The sequence below is a fragment of the Crocosphaera watsonii WH 8501 genome, from assembly GCF_000167195.1.
In the GTDB taxonomy this organism is placed as follows: domain Bacteria; phylum Cyanobacteriota; class Cyanobacteriia; order Cyanobacteriales; family Microcystaceae; genus Crocosphaera; species Crocosphaera watsonii.
The window spans coordinates 454199-477772 of record NZ_AADV02000001.1; the positions used below are offsets into that span (position 1 = coordinate 454199).

The following is a 23574-nucleotide window of genomic DNA, read 5'->3' on the forward strand; positions in this document are numbered from 1 at the left end:
GAAGGATTAAACTAAGAAATAAATAGGGTAAGCATTATCCTTAAAGGTAAATTGCCCAAACCTAACAATACAGTCAATAAATACAATCAGAACTTAGTAGAAAATGATTACAATCAAATAGGCTATTATTTTGTCCTGGATTGACTACTAACGTTCATTAATCATACAGAGAGACATTAACAAACGCCTGTGATAGATAAAAGACGCATACAACGCGATCTCCCTAAAATCAACGAAAGAATCCGCTTCCCCGAAATTCGAGTTATCGATAGTGATGGTTCCCAACTGGGGATTATTACTCCCGACGAAGCCTTAAAGGTTGCCCAGGAACGAGAATTAGACTTGGTGTTGGTTAGTGAAACAGCTAAACCTCCTGTTTGCCGAATCATGGATTACGGTAAATATAAATTTGAACAGGAGAAAAAAGCTAGGGAAGCTAAGAAAAAACAACACACGGCTGATGTTAAGGAAGTGAAAATGCGCTATAAGATATCAGAGCATGATTATCAAGTGCGAGTCAATCAGGCTAAACGCTTTCTTAAATCAGGAGATAAAGTCAAAGCAACGATTACCTTTCGAGGGAGAGAAATACAACACTCTAACTTAGCTCAAGACTTACTCAGTCGCATGGCTACCGACTTAAAAGAATTAGCAGAAATTCAACAAGCACCCAAACGAGAAGGCCGTAACATGATGATGTTAATGAGTCCCAAAAAAGAATCTAAATAAATTAATCCCTAAATTATTCTTTCATCAGCAGACGTACTAAGGTACGTCTGTATTTATTTAAGGGTAAGACCCATGAAAAACCTACAAATTTTGACTTTTTTAGCAATAGGATTATTAATAGTAATGTTGCTCAATATTATGCCTATAGCTGCTAACAGTGAGAGCAACTATAGCACTTCTCATACTTGTGACGTACAGAGTTTTCTAGTGTTAGGAGTTAGGAGTTCGGAGTTCGGAGTTCGGAGTTAGGAGTTCGGAGTTCGGAGTTAGGAGTTCGGAGGCGCGATATTAGGTGTACATATTGAGTCCGAGAAACGCTATATACCTTAAGAGAAGCATTAAAAGAAAATCATAAGTTATGGCGATCGCAGACCATAAAAAATTATCAATATATCTATCAACAACAATGTTTTTGTCCACCTCCCAGTAATAATGCTCTCAAAGTTTCCGTTAAAAATGATAAACTTAGTCAAGTGGTTAATTTAAACAATAATCAAGTTATAACCGATTTAACATCTCCTAAAACCATTGAGGAACTGTTTAACATTATCGAAGATGCTATCAAATGTAATGCCGATGAAATGCAAATTAGTTATGATCCTACCCTTGGTTATCCCACTCGTGTCGCTATCGACTATGAAAAAATCCTAGTGGATGAGGAAATAACCTATACAGTTACAAACTTGAGCAAACTCGATTAAATTACCAAAAAAATATGATGAATAAACCCAGAGACGTACAAGTTTATCCCATTGCTTCTGATACCATGGCCATAAGATCACGGACATGGGATCGCTTAAAATTTGAAATCGAATATGGGCTAAAACGAGGAACTACAGCTAATTCTTATCTTATTCAAGGGGATAAAATTGCTTTAATAGATCCCCCAGGAGAGTCCTTTACTGAGATATTTTTAAAAGCCTTACAAGAAAGAATTGATCCGACAACAATTGATTATTTAATCTTGGGTCATATTAACCCCAACCGAGGGGAAACTATCAAAGCATTAATGAAAATTGCTCCCCAGATTACCATTGTTTGTTCTAATACTGGGGCATTACTATTACCTAATATTTTATTACCTGAATTTCCACCCCAGTTAAAAGTAGTTAAAGGAGAGGACATCTTAGACTTAGGGAAAGGGCATCAACTAGAATTTACTCCAACCCCGAACCCTCGTTATCCTGCACAAATGTGTACTTATGACCCCAAAACAGAAATTCTCTACACCGATAAATTATTTGGGTCTCATGTTTGTGGGGATCAAATTTTTGATGAAGGGTGGCAAGTTTATGCCGAGGATAGACGCTATTATTTTGATTGTGTCATCGCCCCTTATGCCAAACAAATAAATAACGCGCTGGAAAAATTAAGCCGTAAACCTGCTAAGATTTACGGAACCGGTCATGGTCCCTTGGTACGTTATGGGTTAAAAGAGTTGACGGTTTCCTATCAACAATGGTTAGAGGCACAAAAAGCCCAAACCTTAAGCGTTGCCCTTGTTTATGCCTCAGCTTACGGCAATACCGCCACCTTAGCCCAAGCGATCGCCCGTGGGATCACTAAAGCAGGGGTCAGGGTTGAGTCTATCAACGCAGAAGTTGCCGAAGCAGATGACATCAAAGAAGCTATTAATAACTGTTCCGGGTTTATTTTTGGTTCCCCTACTCTGGGAGGCCACGCCCCCACCCAGATCCAAACTGCGTTGGGGATCACCTTAGCCAACGCCGATAAAGGGAAACTGGCTGGCGTATTTGGGTCTTACGGCTGGAGTGGAGAAGCCATAGACCTCTTAGAAAACAAATTTCGGGATGGGGGGTATCAGTTCGGTTTCGACCCTATAAAGGTGAAATTTAAACCTACTCAGGCAACATTAAAAACCTGTGAAGAAGCAGGAACAGACTTTGCTCAGGCGGTGAAAAAGGCACAAAAACGCCGTCAACCGAGAAATTCCGTGAATCAGTCCCAGACAGATCGCTTACAACAGGCTTTAGGGCGTATTGTGGGGTCATTATCCATTGTTACCTGTCAAGAAGAAGAGTTAAGCGGGGCGATGTTGGCCTCTTGGATCTCTCAAGCGACGTTTAACCCTCCTGGGTTTACCGTAGCAGTGGCCAAGGAACGGGCGATCGAGTCTTTGTTACATCAAGGTAGTTACTTTGTTTTAAATATTCTCAAAGAAGGGGATCATCTGGGTTTGATGAAGCATTTTCTGAGGCCCTTTTCTCCTGGGCAAGATCGTTTTGACGGTTTGAAAACCCAGGTAGCTGATAATGGTTGTCCTATTTTAGAGGATGCTTTGGCTTATTTGGAGTGTAAAGTTGGCGATCGCATGGAATGTGGAGATCATTGGGTGATTTATGCGATCGTTACCAAAGGAGAAGTTTTACAGGATGGAGTAACCGCTATTCATCATCGCAAGTCAGGCAGTCATTATTAAACAAAGTGCGATTCGTTCTTAGGGAAATAGCCTCCAAAGGCTTATAAACTAAGGCTTCTAGCTCCCCAAGCTAGATGATAACTGTCCGATTGATGGAGGTGCAAGTCCTCCCACCGAAGGTTACGGTTGACTCAAAACCTGTCCACACCGAGTAGGCTCGGAATCCTACAGAGTGAAGCTGGAATCAAGACGCAATCAGACACCGACTGCTGGTGACACTGGCGTTACAGGAGTCCTCATGATGAAATAGAACCTAGAAAAGTGACTTAAACATAGGCAGGAAAGCAGAAAGAATAGTATCCCCCTGACCTCATCAGAGAATAAACCCATCAGCATTTTTTGTTGTGACTGATTTAACCAAGGGTTTCTGATAGTCAAAATGGTTCCATCTAAAGGGACAATCAATCATCGGACGGAACGAATAAAAACGATTCTAGAGTCCCAGGAAATAGTCGAGACCTGGGTAGGCTTGACGAGATGCGGAACTCTCTAGAGTCGGGTAGGACGAAGCGTAATTGCTTCGAGCCCAGATTCCGCACTTCAAAAAGTAGCATTAAATACTACAAGCCTGGGTTTAATAATTAAGTATAATTGCTTAAGCTCTTGAAGACAAAAAAGTGGGATAATTGCTTAAGTTGTTTCCTCTGTAAAAAAAGAGCGAAAAATGTCTTATTTAGAAGAAATACAAGTTAAAAATTTAGACCATTTAGGGATAGTAGCTGGTTTAATTGATGAAATAGGAATAGTCAAAATAATTAATAATAAATTAGGAATAGATGTTAGAGAAAAAATCTCAGCAGGTACAGTAGTTAAGTCTATTTTAATCAATGGACTAGGATTTGTTTCAAGACCTCTATATTTATTCAGTCAGTTTTTTCAAGATAAAGCCATTGAGAAATTGTTAGGAGAAAGAATTAAACCTGATTACCTTAATGATGATAAAATTGGGAGAGTAATGGATGAATTATATAAATATGGACTAAATGATATTTTTATTGAAGTAGTTTTAGAAGTAATTAAAAAAATTGAAATAGACCTTAAATACTCCCATTTAGATTCCACATCATTTCATTTAGATGGAGAATATAAAAGGGAAGAAGATAAAGAGAAACAGGAAGAAGAAAAAATTATTAAAGAAAGACCAATTTTTATTAAGAAAGGATATTCTCGGGATCATAGACCAGACTTAAAACAATGTGTCTTGGATTTAATAACAAGCCAAGATGGAGATATTCCATTATTTGTGAGAGTAGGAGATGGAAATGAATCTGATAAAGCTGTATTTGGAAAAGTTTTAGTAGAATTCAAAAAGCAAATAAAGTTTGATAGTATCATGGTTTGTGATAGTGCTTTATATGGTCAAGAAAATCTCCAACTAATCCAACATTTAAAATGGATAACGAGAGTTCCAATGACCATAAAAAAAGCAAAAGAATTAGTGCAAAATATAGAGGTGGAAGAAGTAAAAGATGAAGATAAAGAAAAAAGAAGTGACCTAAATTTAGAAAGTTATACCTGGAAAGAAGAAATTGTTACTTATGGTGGAATCAAGCAAACTTGGTTAATAGTCTTGAGTGAAAAAAGACAGAAAAGTGATTTGGAAAAACTAGAAAAACAACTTTCCCAAGAAGAGAAGAAATCCCAAAAATTTCTTAAAGAAATACAATCTGAAGAATTTGAACATCCTCAAGCTGCTCGATATAAATTAAAAGCTATTAATAAAAAATTGAGATTGTTGGAAATAAAAGAAGTTGAACTGACTGAAACTTACTCGAAAAAAAAGGAAAAGATTTATAAAATGATTAGTCTGATCATCAAAAAAGATGAAGAGATAAGTAGAAAGACTAAAGAAGCAGGAAAATTTATTTTAGCAACTAACTTAGTAGAGGAAAATAAATTAGAAGCTAGTGAAATTCTGATAACTTATAAAAACCAGCAATCTACGGAAAGAGGATTTCGATTTTTGAAAGATCCCTTATTTTTTACTGATAGTTTCTTCGTTGAAAAACCAGAAAGAATAGAAACAATGTTATTTTTAATGTCTTTGTGTTTGTTGATTTATAACTTGGGGCAAAGAGAATTAAGAAATTGTTTAAAAAGAGTCAAAAAAGGAATAAATAATCAAGTAGGGAAAGTAACATTGCGTCCGACTTTGAGGTGGATATTTCAATGTTTTCAAGGTATTCATTATGTGATTTTAAACGGAGTTAAACAAATTGTCAATTTAACAGAAGAAAGGCGTTTTATATTGAGTTTATTACCTGCATCTTGTCAAAGATATTATCTATAAATTGAATTGGATAAAGCAAAAATAATAAAAGAATAAGAGTCTAATGATATCAAATGAGAAGAGGAAACTCTCCTTCGTTTGTGCTGAGTCTTGCTAAGTTTTCAATGAGTATAAATCTTCTTAATTTGATTATTTTTCCTAAAAATTTAATGAAAAGAGAAATATTCTTGCCCAGGTATGATTTTCGGACTTTTTAAAACTATGTATTTTTTTATACTACATTTTGAAGTGCGGAATCTGGGTTAGAGAATGCCCGTTCAACAGGAGATTTAGGTTTAGCTTATCCCATTGAAATTGTCATCAAAAAATTACAGGAATGGGGAATATTGAAAGGAGTTCGGAATTAGGATTTAGGAGTTAGGAGTTAAAGTTTTGATAGGGAGACTGGGGGAAATTGATCAGATAAAATATGATCAGTAAAAGATATAGCAGGACAAAGATTAGTGAGGATATTTTTGTTTGTTTATCTGTCATTCCGAAGAACGAGGAATCTCCTAAACATCTGAGTTATATAGCAATCAGGAATTATTTATAAAAACTTCGAGACTTCGAGATCCCCCTTCAGTTCCCCCCTTTAGTTCCCCCCTTATTAAGGGGGGAACTAAAGGGGGGATAAGAATTCACTTAATTCTCACAACTGATAACTGATTGCTATAATATGTGTTGCTATTGTTTGTAGCTTTGATACTCTCTAATGATTATGAAAAAGAAAAAATTACTTTTATCCCGTTTATTTCCCTTCTTCATCAGTGTTTATCTATTAAATATGACAAGTTTAACTGCTAATGCTTGTCCCACAGGTAGACCAAGAGATATTAGTTATATTCGTCGAGATAATAACCGTTGTGAGGGAATATTAGATAGTCGACCTATTAGTAATAATTTTGAATTAGTTGCCTTTTCTAGCAGCAATCTTACTAATTATCCTGATACCCTAAAAATTAGAGTTCCTGGTACGGGAAGAGATAAACCAATTATTAGTATTCAATCTTATACAAAAAATTATCGATTGGATGAAGTAGAAGCAATATATAGGGATTCAGGATTTATATTTGATCTCAAAACAAATACTATTTTACAACGGGTTAAAATTCCTTTTAATAGTTTATTACCTTTGGCTTTTGTTGAAAAAAATTCTAGAAGGATTTATTATCCTGTAATTTTAGAACAACCATCAAACGCTTATAAATTTGTTATATATACGCGCAATCGCCGAACTTTTCCCAAAGTAGAAATTAGTCAAAACGGTAGAATTATTCCCAGTAATCTCCAACCGAGAAATATTCCCAAGCGAGGACAAATTACCTTTGATTGGCAACCTAGAAATAACCCGGCAGGAACCTATCAATTTTATTTAGAAGATGGTAATGGAAGATCCATAAGTTTTTCTTTTAAACATGATCTCAATTGGTTATAAATTATTCATTATTTTTTGATAAAATCTAAACGGTAGGGTGGGAAAATCAGAAATTTATCTTAACAACTCATCATCTATAAAATTTTGCCCACCTAAAAAAATGGTTGTTAATTGTACTTTTAAAAAAAGATTATAACTTCTAATTTTTGACTACTATTCTACCTCAAATTTATAAATTTGATGCTTCTATGGCTAATATATTTGACCGTTTTAAAGAAAAATTTGATAATTGGTATGGTTCCTTAACAACGATTAGAACCATAGATAAATTTTTTGCTATTTTTTTGTTAACTATTTGGATTATTATTCTTGTTAGTTATTTTATTCCAGGTAATTATATTTTTGAAGGAAACTTAATCATTGAATCTTTAAACTTTACCTATAATGGAAATGATGATAAACTTTTTTTACAAAAGATTGAAGCTATTAAATCTATTGATTTTCAAGGAAAATTAGAACAACCCATTGCTTTATCTGGGACTTTTTCCACTGATAATGATCCTGAGTTACAAAATAAGTTAGCTAACATCGATACATTAACCGTTGAATTACCTTTTCCTGAAAGTCGTTTTATTATTAATCAGAAAAATAATCTAGAAACAACACAAGTATCATTAATTGAACTACGAATTGAACCAGAAACAAATATTAATCAACTAAATTATAACAATACAAATAATAGTTTAGAATTTTGTTTGCATTCAATAAAACATAGTTCAGAATATTGTGAATTTCCTGAAAATATCGATAATTATGAGCTACCTGTTAACATAGGTCAATTAAGATTAGAATTAGGACAAGATACCCTAGAAATACAACTGGGACAAATTAATATTCCTGAACTCAATCTTAATCGCACAGAAGAAATAACTCTACAATTTACCCCTAATAATAATGACACAATAAATATAAATTTACTCTCCTCCCATCAATTATTTATTACCTTACCTAAAGAAAAAGATGAAAATAATGCAATAACCTGGTTTAGAAAAGATATTGATGTCAAAAATGTTCAATTTAGTCGCTATAAAACAACACAAATAGTTACAGATGAACTAAAAATATCAACCATTTTACAAGGAGAAATACGCTTGGGTAAAGAGAAAATAGAGCTAGAAAAAAATCAATTTTTAACAACCAAATCACCAGAAACAGCCATAAGAAAAATTAGATCCTTAACCATCACAAATGATCCGAAATTACCCCCAGGAATACAAACATTTATTACAGGAGAAACTAATAGTATTTCCGTAGGACTTTATCCTGATTTTCCCGTAGAAAGCATCCAACCTAACCTCTTATCGAAACATCTATCCTCAGAAGCAATCACAGCTATTATCACCTTCATAACTACCCTAACAGCAGTTTTCCTACCCCGTCTCTTCCCCTACTCACCCGACGACTGATAACTAAGCATTCCTGAGAATTAGGTGATTTCCAAGAAAAAGTTTTCCACCCATTCTCAGAATCTGTTTGTAGAACATCTCAAATAAGCGAAAAGGGAAAAATAAAAAGTTGTTCGCGGATACTTTCCGCGAACAAAAACCTCTTTTTTACATCCACTATTGACTGATTGTAATCCTAAACACACTATCCCAGTTCGTTTTTCATGTAATCCAAGTTGAACATTTTTTCTCCCCCCAACAAACACGATTTCGGTTTGTCTGGCACTTCCTCCACAATACTTGAGACACATTTCAGCTTGAAATGAACGACGCTCTGCTCCCGTCATTTTTGAGGCTGCTAAACGTAAATCATCGACCATCGACGGGGTTAAGGGATGATTTGTCTGTTTTAGCTTCAATTTACTCTCTCTAATCTTTTTACCTCTTCATTTTAATCTATTTCTTCTGTTTTTTCAGACAAGCCAATTATGAAATTTTAAAGTTGTGTACCAAGATCCGCTAACTCTCTGTTCCTTTTATTTCTTGAAAGCCTTTAGTCCAAGCGATTACCCCCTATGGGAAAAGCTTTCTCGGAAATTACCTTGGCCGAAAGTGTCCATGTAGGAGTCTGTTACTTCCCGACGGGTGGCGACTAACAACACTTGTATTTTTTCGATGCCATCTTCGTCTTCAAAGAAGCCCAATTTTTGATAGTCCAAATCGACTTCTTCTCTGGGATAGGGTAAATACAAGGCAGCTTCGTGGTTTAAAACCATATCTCGTAATTCTGCTTCGTCTAATTCCGCAGGAACGGGAATGATGCGGATAATGGCTTCTCGCATGGGAACAGCAGTGGCAATCTTTTTCGCTTTGATCTTATGTTCGGCAAAAAATTCCTGAATCAATTCTGCTAACCCTGGAGAATCGATAATTTTACCCTCTTCAAAAATGCCTTCAGGCACTTCCGTACTGCAAAATTTTGCTATTTTATAACCTTAACCTTGTTTGGCTAGTTTAGCTAGGTTCAGTCTCTCTGGTGTGATTTCTAAACCAACCCCATCCGACTTTCCTGCAAATAAACCGCCAATCTTATCTTGGATACGGCTTAACATATCTTTAACTAAATGAATCTTGATCGATGTGCTAATGGATAACCCTAGAAAGCAATGTTGATCGACATCACATTGTAGTGGCTACCGTTCTAATGTAACTCAATTTTTCCTAACGTCCCAGGTTGAACAAAATCGTTTCGCGCAGTCCCCATCTAATTTATTTTTGCTGAAAATATAGTCAAATCAATAAAAAGGTGTTATTTAAATCTATTCTACTGGGTAAACTTCTTTGACACGGAGAAAGTAAAGTGTGAGAAAGGACCGAAAAAATCGACTAATCCAACTCACCCTAAAGATCAAGAATTTTGGTTAAAGACTTCCCCTATTAGAAAAAATCTGTTAAGATTGTTTAAGAGTACAAGGGGCAAGCCAGTAACCCAAACATCATCTTTAGCTAAAAAGCTATACTGGAGGATTTGCTTGGTTTTTAGCCCCAGTGGAAGATAAGGGGTAAAACCAAATAATACATGGGCAACAAGCCAACTATTGCTATATCTCACCTCGGTTGTGAGAAGAATCGTATAGATTCAGAACATATGCTAGGCTTACTAGCAGCCAAAGGTTACGATATCGATGCTAATGAGGAGTTAGCCGACTATGTTATAGTCAACACTTGTAGCTTTATTCAAGAAGCCAGAGAAGAGTCAGTCCGCACTTTAGTTGAACTGGCCGAAGCCAATAAAAAGATCATCATATCTGGTTGCATGGCGCAACATTTCCAAGAGGAGTTATTGGAAGAGTTACCCGAAGCTGTTGCCTTAGTGGGAACAGGAGACTACCAAAAAATCGTAGAGGTTGTTCAACGGGTAGAAACAGGGGAAAGAGTTACAGAAGTTACTCAAAATCCTAGTTTTGTCGCTGACGAAACCACTCCCCGTTATCGTACCACCAACGAAGCAGTTGCCTACCTTAGAGTGGCAGAAGGATGTGATTATCGTTGTGCATTTTGTATTATCCCTTATTTGCGGGGTAATCAGCGATCGCGTTCTATAGAATCTATTGTTAGGGAAGCACAACAACTAGCAGAGCAAGGAGTACAGGAAATTATCCTCATCTCTCAAATTACAACAAACTACGGCTTAGACCTTTATGGAAAACCCAAACTAGCTGAACTCTTAAGAGCATTAGGACAAGTGGATGTTCCCTGGATTCGTATCCATTACGCCTATCCCACAGGACTAACCCAAACAGTCATCGATGCTATCAGAGAAACCCCAAATATATTACCCTATTTGGATTTACCTCTGCAACATTCCCACCCAAATATTTTAAAATCCATGAATCGTCCCTGGCAAGGGCAGGTGAACGATAATATTATCGACAAGCTAAAAAAAGCAATTCCTAATGCTATTTTTAGAACCACGTTTATAGTGGGATTTCCTGGAGAAACAGAGGAATATTTCGAGCATTTAATAAAATTTGTAAAACGACACGAATTCGATCATGTGGGTGTTTTTACCTTTTCTCCCGAAGAAGAGACCCCTGCTTATCAAATGCAGAATCAAGTTTTACCAGAAATTGCTCAAGAAAGACGCAACTATCTAATGGAAATACAACAACCTATTTCCGCTCAAAAAAATCAAAATTATGTTGGAAAAACAGTCGAGGTATTAATTGAACAAGAAAACCCTCAAACCCAAGAACATATTGGACGTTCAAGTAGATTTGCCCCCGAAGTTGATGGCGTTGTTTATGTTCAAGGAGAAGCCCCATTAAACTCGATCATTCCCGTCAAAATAACCCATGCTGATATTTACGATCTCTATGGAAAAGTTATCTAAACAGAAAACTAAAATTCTGTAGAAAAACCAGTGGTAACTAATAGTTACTTATGCTAACATAGGTAATAATAATAAGCAGTTTGAAAAGCCACTATAAAAAAATTTAGCTGCATCTGGCCGAATGTTTAAACCATAGTCAACTTAACCAAGAAAGCGACCTTATGACCATTTCCTTCGAGAACTTAGGACTATCCGACGCCCGTGTAAACAAGTTACAAAGACTGGGCTTTGAAAGTCCTACCGAGATTCAAGAAAAAGCAATACCCTTAATTTTAGAAAGCAACGATATCTTAGGACAATCCCAAACAGGAACGGGAAAAACTGCGGCCTATTCCTTACCTATTCTGGAACAAATTGATACCAAAAATCCTAATGTTCAGACATTAATACTAACCCCAACTCGTGAACTTGCTCAACAAGTTGCCGAGGCGTTAAAAGATTTTTCGACAGAACGTCGTCTATATATTTTAACGGTTTATGGGGGTCAATCCATTGAAAGACAAATCCGTAGTTTAGAACGAGGGGTACAGATTGTTGTCGGAACACCAGGACGAGTTATAGACTTATTAGAACGGAAAAAATTGGTTCTAGACTGTCTGCGTTGGGCGGTTCTCGATGAAGCAGACGAAATGTTAAGTATGGGCTTCATTGATGATGTAAAAACGATCCTGAGAAAAACCCCTGAAACTCGTAATACAGCTTGTTTCTCTGCCACCATGCCCCGAGAAATACGAGACTTAGTTAATCAGTTCCTCAAGTCTCCCGTCACCGTATCTGTAGAACGCAAGCAAGCCGCCCCTACACACATTGACCAGCATCTCTATTATGTTCCCAGGGGATGGTCAAAACGCAAAGCCCTACAACCGATCTTAGAGATGGAAGATCCAGAGTCGGCCATCATCTTTGTCCGTACTAAGCAAACTGCCTCAGAATTAACCACCAGGCTACAAGAAATCGGTCATAGTGTGGACGAATATCATGGTAACCTCTCCCAGTCCCAAAGAGAAAGATTAGTCTATCGCTTTCGGGACGGAAAAATTAAGTTAGTGGTAGCCACAGATATTGCGGCTCGGGGTTTAGATGTAGAAAATTTAAGTCACGTTATCAATTACGACTTACCCGATAATAGTGAAACCTATATCCACCGTATTGGTCGTACAGGACGTGCAGGAAAGACAGGGACAGCTATTTCCCTCATCGAACCGGTTGATCGCCGTATGGTAAGACAAATTGAGCGGAAACTGCGACAAAAATTAGAAACCTGCAAGATCCCCAGTCGTTCTCAAGTAGAAGCAAAACGCATCGAGAAACTGCAAAATGAGATTAAAGAATCTTTAGCAGGAGAACGCATGGCCTCATTTTTACCCTTGGTAAGGGAATTGAGTGATGAATACGATCCCCAAGCGATCGCAGCGGCTGCTTTACAGATGATCTACGATCAAGACTGTCCCGAGTGGATGAAAACCGATTGGGAAGTACCAGAGTCCGCCGTACCTAAACCCGTCATTAAACGCAAAGGAAAATATAATCCCAATAATTCTAAGCGTCATGGCAATTCTAACCGAGGTAATCGCAAGAAAGTTATTCATCCACAAACTCGTTAGAAATTAATAAAAACTCAACTCTTATAGCTCCTATCCCTTGGATAGGAGCTTTTTCAATACTGGTCGGTCGAGAATATCATCTCTCTAGATAAAACTTCTGTCAAAATTATACCCACCATAACAAGCTGGTGGGTTATTGCTGTAGAGCTAAAAGCAGATATTATCCTTGAGTTGTTGGAAAAGCAAGCGAGTGGCATAGAACGTTAAGCGCATAATAGCATCTTTCCCCTTAGCTTGCTTAGCGTCCTTGAAATTGTCCCATTTCTTCCCCAACTTTTTCCCTATCTCTGTATTTAACCGCTTAGGTGGTTTAGGACAAATACTGGATAGACACCATATATAATAATGTGACCGCATCATTTTTGAGTTAAACCACCGTATATTCTCTTTATCTCCTGATTGCTCAACTTGACGGGACAATCCTAAGTAGGATTGAAAATGTTGTAAACTGCGGTTGCGCTTTTGTCTCCCATTGTTCTTAGTTTCTATCCACTCAACCACAGGAAATCCATCTACTAAGAACTTCTCGAAAGGGTACACTTTCATTAATGTTAAAGCTTCCATTCCTATCCCCCACCGAAACCCCTTAAAAGCTTGTAGGTAGGGATTGGACTTTGGACAAAAAAAGTTTGTTAGCGTATATTTTACGCTAAACTAAAATTCCAAAATATCGGCTCTGTATCAGTCAATAAAATTGGCTGACAAATAGGGCTAATCTATAGATTCTGAGGAAAACTAAGGAGCTTTTAAGTTTTCAGTTGATTTTTTGCTCCCTTTCTTGATAACATCATGACGAGTTCGTGGGGCTTTTTTGTAACCTTTAATACGTCCGGAAGAAAAACCTCGACGTTTGGGAAATTTGGCGAAAGTAATCCACCAGATTTTTACAGAAACTTTCGTGACTAGCCACGACAATGTGTTTCAATGAAACTAACGGAAGAATCTCGAAGTTGATGTCCATGATAAAAGCATTGCCAATTAACCTCTCCAACCTACAGAAAACAGTACTCCAACAAATAGTGAGAGGGACAACAAACCCCTATCGCCTTGTTAGACGAGCCAAGCTAATCTTAGCCGCAGCATCAGGAGAGAGCAATAGTTCGATTAGTCGAAGATTAGAATTAGACCGGGTACAAGTGCGTCAGTGGCGATCGCGATGGTTTGAGGAGAGAGAAAAACTGAGTGCCGCCGAAGAACAACAGGTAACGGAGAAAGCATTAATGGTCTTGATCAAAGGAATTTTAAGCGATCGCCCAAGACCTGGAACAACAAAATCCTTTACGGTCGAACAAGTAGTCCAGATTGTAGAGATCGCTTGTGAAGAATGTGAAAAATCAGACAGACCAGTGAGCCATTGGACACCTTCAGAGTTGGCGGATGAAGCCATAAAAAGAGGAATTGTCGAAAAGATTTCCCCCCGTAGTGTGGGGCGTTTTTTAAAAAGAAGCGACATTACAACCACATCTCGTTCGTTACTGGTTAAATGCCAAAATTGATGATCCCTTAAAATTTAAAAAGCAAGTCAAATATATCTGTGAACTTCATCAAGAAGCTAAAACTTTGTTAGAACAAGGAATTCATTTAATTAGTACAGATGAAATGACAGGGATTCAAGCTCTTGAGAGATTATTTCCGAACAAAAGAATCAAGCCTAAACAAGTAGAAAAAATCGAATTTGAATATGAAAGACACGGAACTTTAAGCTTGATTGCGAACTGGGATGTGGCAAGAGGAAAAGTTGTTAGTCCCTCTATTGGACCGACAAGAACAGAACAAGATTTTTCTGAACATATCCAGAGAACGATTAAGATTGATGAAAAAGCAGAATGGATTTTTATTGTAGATAAACTCAACACTCATAAATCGGAAAGCTTAGTCAAATTAGTAGCAGAAAGCTGTGGAATTACTATTGATTTGGGGAGAAAAGGAAAGGAGGGGATTTTGCAATCTATGGACAGCAGAGCAGATTTTTTATCAGATGAATCTCATCGAATTCGCTTTGTTTATATTCCCAAACATACATCGTGGCTTAATCAAATTGAGTGTTGGTTTTCGATCTTAGTCAGGCGTTTACTCAAAAGAATTACTGTCCGTTCAACTGAAGAACTATCCCAAAAAATTCTCAATTTTATTGATTACTTTAATCAACATTTTGCTAAGCCGTTCGTTTGGAAATTTAAGGGCTTTAAAGATCATAAGTGACTGGTGGATTATTTTTGCTAAGCTACACTAGTTTGTTCCCTGCAACTTAGTGTAAACCCTGTTCTTAACCATAGGCTTTTATGGGTTTAGGTGTTAAAAATAAGGGGTTGAGGAATACATTGTCTAACCCCTTATTTAATAATTATAGTAGTTTTAAACTTATTCAAAACTAATAAACTATCAGTTTACATTGTTTATTTATCCTATTTTCATCAACCGAGACTACATAAGTTAAGGTTCTAGGTTTCAACGGTTGTTGAACCTTCAGAGAATGTGTAGGGGTTAACGGCCGTTAACCCCTACTTTGGGAAACTGGTCTTATATCTAAGAAATTAAACTCTTTTAAAGAAAAATGATGCAACTTAAACTATCAATTCAAGATAGCAAAAGAGTAAATCCTATAGCATTTTTAACTCTTATTATCGCTTTAATTTCCATCTCATTTTCTCCGATTTTTATTCGTATTAGTGAAATTGAACTAGGTGCAAATGGGACTGTTTTCAATCGGTTACTGATATTTTTTATTATTTTTGGCTTCGCTCAAACTATTAGACAGCGATTTAATTCTCCTGAAGATATATCAACAAAATCACCTTTAACTACTAAAGATTGGCTGCTTTTATTATTAGTAGGTATAATTTCAATTACCTCTTTAGGACTCTGGGCAATCTCTTTAGAATATACCAGTGTTGCTAACTCTATGTTATTGAATAATATGACTCCTATGTTTACCAGTATTGGGGCTTGGTTATGCTTTGGAAAACGCTTTGATAGTAAATTTATCTTAGGCATGATCTTGGCGTTATCAGGGGCAATTTTTCTTGGCTTAGAAGATTTACAAGGGACTGGCGGTCATTTGATTGGGGATTTTTATGCCCTATTATCGGCAGTTTTTTTGGGTATTTATTTTTTAATTGTTGAATAGTTAAGAAGCAGGTTTTCTGCTACAAATATTTTATTATGGCGGTGTGGAATTGGTAGTATTTTATTAGTTCCTTTTGTTTTACTAACAGAAGGACAGTTGTTTCCCATAACTTTGCAAACTTGGTTAGCAGTTATAGGATTGGGAATTATTTCTGAGGGTTTAGGACAAAGGTTATTAGCGGATTGTTTGGATAAATTTTCCTCTAGTTTTATTGCAATGTTTTTATTATTAGAACCCATTGTAAGTGCGATGTTAGCTTGGTTTATTTTTGCCGAAGCATTAAGTTCAATAACATGGATTGGTTTTGTTATTATTTTAACAGGTATTTATCTAGCACAATCGAGTAATGCGGCTGTTCATGAAGGATAATTATTAATCACTATTGATCAATTTGTAGGGTGGGTTAGGTAAGATTAGTTTCTCTCAAAGAACCATAATTAATCTGTTACGAAATAACCCACCAAATTTTTGATAGTTTATTGTTAAACCACTATAATTACCTTATTAATTATAGTCATTTTGAACACACTTAATGGTTCTTAAAATTGCGGCTGCGGTATAGTCCCGTTTTGCTGGTTCATTAGGAGCAAAATTAGTTCCCTCTTCATTAAGAGGGGAAGCAACACCACAATAGGCAGACATTTGTAGGGTTAACTGCTGATTGTACCCTGAAACATCGCTAAATTTAACCGCGCTTTTGTTGGCACTTAAAACAGTTTCTCTACCTAACTTCGCTTTGAGAAGTTCTGCCGAACGACGGAGAAAACCCAATAATTCTGCTCGAGTAATATAGTCAGTCGGGCGGAAATTTCCTGTTGCCGTTCCTTCGGGAATAATATTCCATTGCGCCCAGTTAATTTTAGTGGCACTCCAACGGGAAGCATCAACATCCAGAAAAGGCCGCACACGACGGGTGGGTTTTTCATTAATATTGACGGCAACCAAGGTCTGAAGTCCGTCTATAATCATAGAGATTGCTTGTTCTCTGGTTACAGTTTCTTGAGGACGAAAGGTTTTATCAGGAAACCCCGAAATAATTAGCATTTTAGCCGCTTGGTCAATTTCCGACTCATAGGGGTTCCCCTTGACATCTGTGAATTTTTGAGCAGAACTAACTGATGTTAAACCCATCCAAAAAGTTGCGGCCGTAGCTGCGATCGCTATTTTTTTTAACACTGTTTTACTCCTCCTATTTGTTTAAGTATATTTTGAAAATTTCATAGCTCACTGATAAGGTAGAATCCTTACTATGAGTTGATAGAATTCTCACAGACTTAAATGTTCCCATGAAAAGTGCCATTAAATATGCCTTCGTCCATGAGTGGTTAACCCCCAAAGCAAAAGGGGGTTCAGAATTGGTAGTCAAAGAGATTCTCAAGCATATTAAAGCCGATATCTATGCCTTAATTGACTTCGAGTCAAACAACCCCGAGAGTTATCTTTACGGGCGTACTATTGGTCACACATTCTTACAAAATTTTCCCTTCGCTCGTAATGGGGTACAAAAATATTTACCCCTTCTGCCCTTAGCTATGGAGCAGCTAGACTTAAGAGAGTATGATGTAATTCTTTCCTCTTCCCATGCAGTAGCCAAAGGAGTCTTAAGCAGTCCCCAACAACTCCATATATGTTACTGTCATACTCCCATGCGCTATGCTTGGGATCTCACCTTTGACTACCTCAATCATTCTCAGGCCGGAAAAGGAATACCAGGAATTTTCACCCGTTACCTATTGCATCGTCTCAGACAATGGGATGTGATTTCAGCCAACCGTGTTGATTATTTTATAGCCAACTCCCATCATACTGCCCGTCGCATTTGGCGTTGTTATCGACGGGAGGCAAAAGTAATTTATCCCCCTGTCAATGTGGAGAGATTTCCCTTTAGCTCAGAAAAACAAGACTTCTACCTGACGGTTTCTCGATTAGTTAGTTATAAAAAAATTGCTTTAATCGTGCGAGCTTTTAATCAATTAGGTTATCCTTTAGTTATTATTGGCGATGGGCCCGATCTGGCCAAAATTCGTCAAATGGCTCAAGGGAATATCAAAGTCATGGGAGCGCAGAACAATCAAGTGGTAGAGCAATATATGACTCAAGCCAAAGCATTCGTCTATGCTGCCTGTGAGGACTTTGGCATCGCCTTGGTGGAAGCCCAAGCCTGTGGAACGCCTGTTATTGCCTATGGAGGAGGAGGTGCCTTAGAAACCGTAATTGATATTCGTCAAGATCAAGATCAAGGGACAGGGATTTTCTTTTTCCCTCAAACCCATCAAGCTCTGGCAGAAACCGTTGAAACTTTCTCTAGGTTTCAGCATCAAATTAGACCAGAGAGTTGCCGTAACCAGGCGGCAAAATTTACTCCCAAAGTCTTTGAAACGTCCTATCTGGCGTTTTTGGAGCAGTGTTATCAGGACTTTACTAAAACAGTTCGATAACTCAATTTTCGATCAATCTGATCTTTATTGCTATGATTTATGTCATTGGGCTTTAAGATCATGATTAGTGTGGTGTGATGTGATGTGAAGGAGTAAGATGACTGCTAATAGCCAATTTATTGCTGTTAAGGCTATACAAGCTTTGACAAGAAGGGGCATACCGGCCTCAGTTTCCCGAGGAATGGATCGTAAGGCCGACTCGGGAGCAAGATTAAACGATCAAATCGTTAAGAGAACCTTTGATATTGTCTTTTCCCTGGCGGTGCTGATTGTATTTTCCCCTCTTTATTTCTTGTTGGGACTATTAATCGCCGTAAGTTCCCCCGGTCCAATTTTTTACTACCAAGAGAGGGCAGGGAAAAACTTTAAAAAGTTTAAATGTATCAAGTTCCGAACAATGGTGCAGAATGCCGATCAGGTTCTAGAAACTATGATGGCTAACTGTCCAGAAATGCGGGCTGAGTTTGAAGATAACTTTAAGCTCAGAGAAGATCCTCGTATTACTTGGATCGGTAAATTTCTGCGTCTAACCAGTTTAGACGAATTTCCCCAGTTTTGGAATGTTCTTAAAGGAGATATGAGTGTCGTCGGTCCTAGACCCTTAGTGCCTGAAGAATTGTGTAAGTATGGCAGTAAGATTGAAAAGGTACTGACAATTCGCCCTGGAATTACCGGATTATGGCAGGTTTCAGGACGTAATGATATTCCTTATCCTCAACGAGTACAAATTGATGTTTACTACGTCAACTACCATAATTGGTTGATGGATATCTGGATCATTGTCAAGACCATTGGAGTGATTCTTTTCCCGAAAAACAACGGTGCTTATTGAATATACACTACAATGAGTCTATAGCCTCACTAACAAGCTTTCTCTACTATAGAGGGAGCTTTATTTTTTTGCTGAAGTGGTTCCCGAAGCTTGTCATTGTGAAGTAAAGTCTGTTATCAAGACTCAAGCGGATTAAAAAACTTAATTAATTTTTTCTCATATTTTTAGGATAACTAACTCATGACCGAAACAAAACGCGCCCTGATCACTGGTATTACTGGACAAGATGGTTCTTATCTCAGCGAGTTGTTATTAGAAAAAGGTTACGAAGTTCATGGGATTATCCGTCGAACCTCAACCTTTAACACCGATCGCATCGATCATATGTACATTGATCCCCATCAAAACGACGCTCAGTTATTTCTCCACTACGGAGACTTAACCGATGGGACTACCCTGAGACGTATTTTAGAAGAAGTACAACCCTTTGAGATTTACAATTTAGGGGCCCAATCTCACGTTAGGGTTAGTTTTGACTCTCCAGAATATACCGTGGAATCTGTGGGTATGGGAACTCTCCGCATCTTAGAGGCGATCCGAGACTATCAACAACGAACTGGGATCGAAGTCCGTTTCTATCAAGCTGGCTCCTCAGAAATGTTTGGTAAGGTTCAAGATGTCCCCCAAAAGGAAACCACCCCTTTTTATCCCCGTAGTCCCTACGGCTGTGCTAAAGTATATGCCCATTGGCAAACCTTGAACTATCGTGAATCCTACGATTTATTTGCCTGTAACGGTATTCTCTTTAACCATGAGTCCCCCCGTCGTGGAGAAACCTTTGTGACTCGTAAAATCACCAGGGCGATCGCTCGCATTGTGGCTAAAACTCAGAAAAAACTCTATTTAGGAAACCTCGACTCAAAACGAGACTGGGGCTACGCCAAAGACTATGTCAGAGCAATGTGGTTGATGCTACAACAGAATGAAGCTGATGATTATGTTGTGGCCACAGGAGAAACCCATTCTGTGCGAGAATTCTTGAAAATTGCTTTTGAATACGTAAACTTGAACTGGGAAGATTACGTAGACTTTGATAAGCGTTATCTACGCCCGGCCGAAGTAGATTTATTAATCGGTGATCCCAACAAAGCAAAAACAAAATTAGGATGGGAACCCTCTGTCACCTTTGAGCAGTTAGTTCACCTCATGGTAGAAGCGGATCTGACTGCTTTAGGTCTCTCTTCTCCTAACGAAACATCTAATGACAAAGCGTTACTCTTCAAGGATAATGCTTATGTGCGTCAACCTATGAGTGTCATGGTGGACTAATTTCAGTGGTCAGTTGTTGATAAATTAGAGGTTAAGTTCACCCTTGACCACTAATTTATGAACAACTTTTAACTTCAGGGATCAAGGGAGTATCAAGACAATGCTAGATTTAACGGATAAAAGAATTTTAGTCACCGGTGGGGCTGGTTTTCTCGGTAAGCAGGTGGTTAACGAGTTGGTAACTGCCGGCGCACAACTAGAAAAAATTACCATTCCTCGATCCCGTGATTGTGATCTCAGGAAACTCGATCACTGTCAACGGGCAGTACAACAACAAGATCTTGTCGTTCATTTGGCTGCCCATGTGGGAGGGATCGGCTTAAATCAGGAAAAACCGGCTGAATTGTTCTACGATAATTTAATGATGGGCGCACAGCTAATTCATGCAGCCTACGAAGCTGGAGTGGAAAAGTTTACCTGTGTGGGAACCATTTGCGCCTATCCTAAGTTCACCCCTGTTCCTTTTAAGGAGGATGATATTTGGAATGGTTACCCAGAAGAGACCAATGCACCCTATGGTATCGCTAAAAAGGCTCTATTGGTTCAATTAGAGTCCTATCGTCAACAATATGGGTTTAATGGCGTTTATTTACTACCAGTTAATTTATATGGACCGGAGGATAATTTTAACCCCAACAGTTCCCACGTTATTCCTGCTTTAATTCGTAAGGTCTATGAAGCACAAAAAGAGGGAGAAAAAGAACTTCTTGTTTGGGGTGATGGTTCTCCAACTAGAGAGTTTTTATACTCTACCGATGCCGCACGGGGCATAGTTATGGCCACCCAATCATATAACGAATCTGAGCCAGTAAATTTAGGAACTAATGAAGAAGTCCCTATTAAATATTTGGCTGAGTTAATTTGTGAGTTAATGGGGTTTGATGGAAAAATTATTTGGCAAACTGATAAACCCAACGGTCAACCCCGTCGTTGTTTAGATACACAACGAGCTAAGGAAAAGTTTGGTTTTGTGGCTAAAATGGACTTTAAACAAGGGTTGAAAAATACCATTGACTGGTATCGACATCATCCAGGATAAACTTTTCACTAAACGCCTCCGACAGTTTAATCTTAACAGTCCCATGAAGCAGAACTCCCCTCCTGAAACCGTCACCATAATATTAAAAGGGGAGGTTTTAAACCTCCAATTAATCAATTGTTAACTCTTAATTGTTAATTCTTAATTAATAAGCTTTATGACTTCAGAAAAAAAACAAAATAACCAATTAAAATGGCGGTTAAATCCAGGTTATTTGATAGAAAGAGGCTCGGATTTAGAATCAACCTTAATATTCTTCGGTCGCTTTCTGGCTGATCGCAGTTCTCAAGATCCTCTACCAGAAAAAACCTTATTCAGTGAACAAGGAACTTTTGAATGGGGAGAGATACCTCCTTTAGAAAAAGTTATTAATTCTGAGGAAGATTGGCAGTTTATTCTGCAAAATCCCCAAATTTTTCGTAGTTCTTTATTTATTATTGAACCTTGGGATCATGTGGGAATCAATGAGCTTAGTGAAACCGTCAGAGCCTCTAAAAATATTGCCTTCATAGCACAAAAAATTGCTGATTGTGACTCCATTTTGTTTCCAGTTTGGCAGACAGGAACCCTGAACCTAGATTCAGTTATTCCTATTTTGTCAGCCAGTATGGCAGTAATTTTAGAAGGGGGAAATGCTTCAGTTCATAACCCAACTGAATGGACTTATCCCAACTGTTCAAGGGAAAATATGTTGACATTAGTTGAGCATCTTCTTTTGTCACGATCTCCCCAAAGTGCGCCTGTTATTATGATTTGTGTTAGTCATCAACTAGCAGCAGAAAGCAATATTCGACTACTACAAAATGCAGTTAACGATGTTATAAACACAGAAAAAAATTCTCGTGATGAAGACGATGAAGCCTTGCTCTGTCTCAAAGCAATTTGCGAAAAAATTCGCTCTGTTGGAGAAAATATTAAGATAGAAAAACGAGATGGTCGCATTGTTGCTCAAGGGTGGAACGATATCAATTTTTCGGTTGTTCTTAATGAAGATAAAGAAATTGCTGAACGTCATTTACTACCCTATAAAACCCCCAAGGCTAAAAATTCAATGATTCCTATTGAATTACTCGAAGCACATCAGGTAATGGCTCATGAATATGAGGGCATTATTGATCGGATGATTTTAGAACATGGCCGAGATGTGGCTATTTCTATGTTTCATTACGATGAAGTGAACGAAGAGTCAATTCTCTTTGCTAACTGGGCTTATATGGCTCTCCATAATGCCATCGTTCCTCATCGCTATATTATTGCAGGTAGCCATCTTTCTTGGTTATTACAATTACCCTATTCTGTGAAAATCTTGGCTTCCACTGAAGCTAATGGGGAAATTTTAACGGAATGTTCTTGTACTTGTATCAACTACAAAGATTTTGAAACTAATAAAATTCGCCGTTCTTTTACTTGTCAGTTTCATCCAGAACTTTTAAATGACCTCCGAGAAATTGGCAAACGCCCTGAACCTTCCTACTCAGAACTTAAAGAAAGCGATGGTATTAGATTATTGATTAGATTGCTTTATCATGGAATGCAAGAATAGAGGATACTAAATTATTATGCTCAACCCAATTAGAGAAAGAAAACTAAGTCATTTATTTCACATTTTAGATCGCAATCACGACGGGGTACTGAGTCGACAAGATTTTGAACAGGTTATTGAGGAGATTACTAATATTAGACAATGGAAATGGGGAACATCTGAATACGAAGAACTCCATTTTTTTTGGATGGGTTTTTGTAATCGTTTGGAAGTTTGGGCTGATCGCAATGGTGATGGCAAAGTTACAGAAAGTGAATGGTTATGGTATCTAGAACAAATGTTAGATCGTTTTTCAGCTTCCTATATCCAACAAGCTTTTATTAATATTAGCTTAAAAGTCATGGATTTTTCCCGAGATGATCGGGTAAGTCTCGATGAGTTTAAACAATTTTATCAAATCTATGAAATTGACCCCCAAGAAGCTGCTCAGGCTTTTGTACACTTAGACTTAAATCAAGATGGCTATTTGACAAAAGATGAATTAACCAGTCTATTTCAGGAATTTTTTTACAGCGAAAATCCTCAGTCTCCTGGGAATTGGTTATGGGGAAATATCGATGGATAACCA

General features: G+C 37.6%; 20 protein-coding genes and 3 pseudogenes. 18 read left to right on the forward strand and 5 right to left on the reverse strand.

The genetic code is table 11. From position 1 onward, the window contains the following. The first annotated feature begins 189 nt into the window (after positions 1-189). From infC to CWATDRAFT_RS02270, 6 genes and pseudogenes are all read left to right on the forward strand, one after another. Complete coding sequence (gene infC, locus CWATDRAFT_RS02245) at positions 190-729, forward strand: translation initiation factor IF-3 (RefSeq protein ID WP_007303458.1); 540 nt, start codon at positions 190-192, stop codon at positions 727-729. Positions 730-1079: 350 nt separating this feature from the next. After that, positions 1080-1430: pseudogene (locus CWATDRAFT_RS02250) on the forward strand (DUF6174 domain-containing protein); the annotation flags it as partial. Between the two features lie 17 nt (positions 1431-1447). Continuing rightward, positions 1448-3169 carry a diflavin flavoprotein gene (locus tag CWATDRAFT_RS02255; protein ID WP_042711086.1) on the forward strand — a complete coding sequence of 574 codons (1722 nt, stop codon included), beginning with the start codon at positions 1448-1450 and terminating at the stop codon, positions 3167-3169. 664 nt (positions 3170-3833) lie between these two features. Further along, positions 3834-5459, forward strand: a complete 1626-nt coding sequence (locus tag CWATDRAFT_RS02260) for an IS1634-like element ISCwa1 family transposase (RefSeq protein WP_007303460.1) — start codon at positions 3834-3836, stop codon at positions 5457-5459. A 766-nt stretch (positions 5460-6225) separates the two neighbouring features. Then, on the forward strand, positions 6226-6876 hold the full coding sequence (locus CWATDRAFT_RS02265) for a hypothetical protein (protein WP_232286936.1): 651 nt from the start codon (positions 6226-6228) through the stop codon (positions 6874-6876). Between the two features lie 146 nt (positions 6877-7022). Beyond that, positions 7023-8282 carry a hypothetical protein gene (locus tag CWATDRAFT_RS02270; RefSeq protein ID WP_007303462.1) on the forward strand — a complete coding sequence of 420 codons (1260 nt, stop codon included), beginning with the start codon at positions 7023-7025 and terminating at the stop codon, positions 8280-8282. A 56-nt stretch (positions 8283-8338) separates the two neighbouring features. Here the strand turns inward: CWATDRAFT_RS02270 and CWATDRAFT_RS02275 are convergent, their stop codons facing one another. Next, entirely contained in the window at positions 8339-8641 is a 303-nt protein-coding gene (locus CWATDRAFT_RS02275; protein ID WP_007303463.1) for a hypothetical protein, read from the reverse strand. 210 nt (positions 8642-8851) lie between these two features. Then, a pseudogene (pilM, locus tag CWATDRAFT_RS02280) lies at positions 8852-9373 on the reverse strand (type IV pilus assembly protein PilM); the annotation flags it as partial. A 467-nt stretch (positions 9374-9840) separates the two neighbouring features. Between pilM and rimO the strand changes: the two are divergent. Both rimO and CWATDRAFT_RS02290 read left to right on the forward strand, forming a co-directional pair. Further along, complete coding sequence (rimO, locus tag CWATDRAFT_RS02285) at positions 9841-11154, forward strand: 30S ribosomal protein S12 methylthiotransferase RimO (RefSeq protein WP_007303465.1); 1314 nt, start codon at positions 9841-9843, stop codon at positions 11152-11154. Positions 11155-11315: 161 nt separating this feature from the next. Then, positions 11316-12758 carry a DEAD/DEAH box helicase gene (locus CWATDRAFT_RS02290; protein ID WP_007303466.1) on the forward strand — a complete coding sequence of 481 codons (1443 nt, stop codon included), beginning with the start codon at positions 11316-11318 and terminating at the stop codon, positions 12756-12758. A gap of 147 nt (positions 12759-12905) precedes the next feature. Here CWATDRAFT_RS02290 and CWATDRAFT_RS02295 read toward each other — a convergent pair whose 3' ends face one another. After that, the gene (locus tag CWATDRAFT_RS02295; protein WP_007303467.1) at positions 12906-13322 is read right to left on the reverse strand and encodes a hypothetical protein; all 417 of its coding nucleotides are present in this window, start codon (positions 13320-13322) and stop codon (positions 12906-12908) included. A gap of 171 nt (positions 13323-13493) precedes the next feature. After that, positions 13494-13673, reverse strand: coding sequence for a hypothetical protein (locus tag CWATDRAFT_RS36900; RefSeq protein ID WP_042711087.1), 180 nt, complete (start codon positions 13671-13673; stop codon positions 13494-13496). On the opposite strand from CWATDRAFT_RS36900, the gene CWATDRAFT_RS02305 reads away from it, so the two are divergent. The 4 genes and pseudogenes from CWATDRAFT_RS02305 to CWATDRAFT_RS39250 all read left to right on the forward strand — a co-directional run. Continuing rightward, the gene (locus CWATDRAFT_RS02305; RefSeq protein WP_007303067.1) at positions 13673-14254 is read left to right on the forward strand and encodes a helix-turn-helix domain-containing protein; all 582 of its coding nucleotides are present in this window, start codon (positions 13673-13675) and stop codon (positions 14252-14254) included. The two genes, CWATDRAFT_RS36900 and CWATDRAFT_RS02305, sit on opposite strands and share 1 nt — an antisense overlap. A 64-nt stretch (positions 14255-14318) precedes the next feature. Then, entirely contained in the window at positions 14319-14960 is a 642-nt protein-coding gene (locus CWATDRAFT_RS02310; RefSeq protein WP_007303468.1) for a transposase, read from the forward strand. Between the two features lie 352 nt (positions 14961-15312). After that, positions 15313-15885, forward strand: coding sequence for a DMT family transporter (locus tag CWATDRAFT_RS39245; RefSeq protein WP_007303469.1), 573 nt, complete (start codon positions 15313-15315; stop codon positions 15883-15885). A gap of 18 nt (positions 15886-15903) precedes the next feature. Next, positions 15904-16254, forward strand: a pseudogene (locus tag CWATDRAFT_RS39250) (EamA family transporter); the annotation flags it as partial. A 135-nt stretch (positions 16255-16389) separates the two neighbouring features. Here the strand turns inward: CWATDRAFT_RS39250 and CWATDRAFT_RS02320 are convergent. Beyond that, a complete protein-coding gene (locus tag CWATDRAFT_RS02320) occupies positions 16390-17061 on the reverse strand; it encodes an S-layer homology domain-containing protein (RefSeq protein WP_007303471.1) in 672 nt (223 codons plus the stop codon). A 110-nt stretch (positions 17062-17171) separates the two neighbouring features. On the opposite strand from CWATDRAFT_RS02320, the gene CWATDRAFT_RS02325 reads away from it, so the two are divergent. The 6 genes from CWATDRAFT_RS02325 (at position 17172) to CWATDRAFT_RS02350 (ending at position 23571) form a co-directional block, all read left to right on the forward strand. Further along, positions 17172-18323: a glycosyltransferase gene (locus CWATDRAFT_RS02325; protein WP_007303472.1), complete on the forward strand. Its 1152-nt coding sequence runs from the start codon at positions 17172-17174 to the stop codon at positions 18321-18323. A gap of 97 nt (positions 18324-18420) precedes the next feature. Beyond that, positions 18421-19155 carry an undecaprenyl-phosphate galactose phosphotransferase family protein gene (locus CWATDRAFT_RS02330; RefSeq protein ID WP_007303473.1) on the forward strand — a complete coding sequence of 245 codons (735 nt, stop codon included), beginning with the start codon at positions 18421-18423 and terminating at the stop codon, positions 19153-19155. A gap of 180 nt (positions 19156-19335) precedes the next feature. After that, positions 19336-20424: a GDP-mannose 4,6-dehydratase gene (gmd, locus tag CWATDRAFT_RS02335; RefSeq protein ID WP_007303474.1), complete on the forward strand. Its 1089-nt coding sequence runs from the start codon at positions 19336-19338 to the stop codon at positions 20422-20424. 100 nt (positions 20425-20524) lie between these two features. Further along, the gene (locus CWATDRAFT_RS02340) at positions 20525-21463 is read left to right on the forward strand and encodes a GDP-L-fucose synthase family protein (protein WP_007303475.1); all 939 of its coding nucleotides are present in this window, start codon (positions 20525-20527) and stop codon (positions 21461-21463) included. 157 nt (positions 21464-21620) lie between these two features. Continuing rightward, the gene (locus tag CWATDRAFT_RS02345) at positions 21621-23006 is read left to right on the forward strand and encodes a hypothetical protein (protein ID WP_007303476.1); all 1386 of its coding nucleotides are present in this window, start codon (positions 21621-21623) and stop codon (positions 23004-23006) included. A 16-nt stretch (positions 23007-23022) separates the two neighbouring features. Continuing rightward, the gene (locus tag CWATDRAFT_RS02350; protein ID WP_007303477.1) at positions 23023-23571 is read left to right on the forward strand and encodes an EF-hand domain-containing protein; all 549 of its coding nucleotides are present in this window, start codon (positions 23023-23025) and stop codon (positions 23569-23571) included. The last annotated feature ends 3 nt before the right edge of the window (positions 23572-23574 follow it).

Bases quoted from the DNA above. Each gene is read 5' to 3' on its own strand.
- CWATDRAFT_RS02350 (WP_007303477.1), top strand. From the start codon at position 23,023: ATGCTCAACCCAATTAGAGAAAGAAAACTAAGTCATTTATTTCACATT.
- CWATDRAFT_RS39245 (WP_007303469.1), top strand. From the start codon at position 15,313: ATGATGCAACTTAAACTATCAATTCAAGATAGCAAAAGAGTAAATCCT.
- CWATDRAFT_RS02340 (WP_007303475.1), top strand. From the start codon at position 20,525: ATGCTAGATTTAACGGATAAAAGAATTTTAGTCACCGGTGGGGCTGGT.
- CWATDRAFT_RS02325 (WP_007303472.1), top strand. From the start codon at position 17,172: ATGAAAAGTGCCATTAAATATGCCTTCGTCCATGAGTGGTTAACCCCC.
- CWATDRAFT_RS02330 (WP_007303473.1), top strand. From the start codon at position 18,421: ATGACTGCTAATAGCCAATTTATTGCTGTTAAGGCTATACAAGCTTTG.
- CWATDRAFT_RS02260 (WP_007303460.1), top strand. From the start codon at position 3,834: ATGTCTTATTTAGAAGAAATACAAGTTAAAAATTTAGACCATTTAGGG.
- CWATDRAFT_RS02255 (WP_042711086.1), top strand. From the start codon at position 1,448: ATGAATAAACCCAGAGACGTACAAGTTTATCCCATTGCTTCTGATACC.
- rimO (WP_007303465.1), top strand. From the start codon at position 9,841: ATGGGCAACAAGCCAACTATTGCTATATCTCACCTCGGTTGTGAGAAG.
- CWATDRAFT_RS02290 (WP_007303466.1), top strand. From the start codon at position 11,316: ATGACCATTTCCTTCGAGAACTTAGGACTATCCGACGCCCGTGTAAAC.
- CWATDRAFT_RS02305 (WP_007303067.1), top strand. From the start codon at position 13,673: ATGTGTTTCAATGAAACTAACGGAAGAATCTCGAAGTTGATGTCCATG.
- CWATDRAFT_RS02275 (WP_007303463.1), bottom strand. From the start codon at position 8,641: ATGGTCGATGATTTACGTTTAGCAGCCTCAAAAATGACGGGAGCAGAG.
- CWATDRAFT_RS02295 (WP_007303467.1), bottom strand. From the start codon at position 13,322: ATGGAAGCTTTAACATTAATGAAAGTGTACCCTTTCGAGAAGTTCTTA.
- CWATDRAFT_RS02345 (WP_007303476.1), top strand. From the start codon at position 21,621: ATGACTTCAGAAAAAAAACAAAATAACCAATTAAAATGGCGGTTAAAT.
- gmd (WP_007303474.1), top strand. From the start codon at position 19,336: ATGACCGAAACAAAACGCGCCCTGATCACTGGTATTACTGGACAAGAT.
- CWATDRAFT_RS02265 (WP_232286936.1), top strand. From the start codon at position 6,226: ATGACAAGTTTAACTGCTAATGCTTGTCCCACAGGTAGACCAAGAGAT.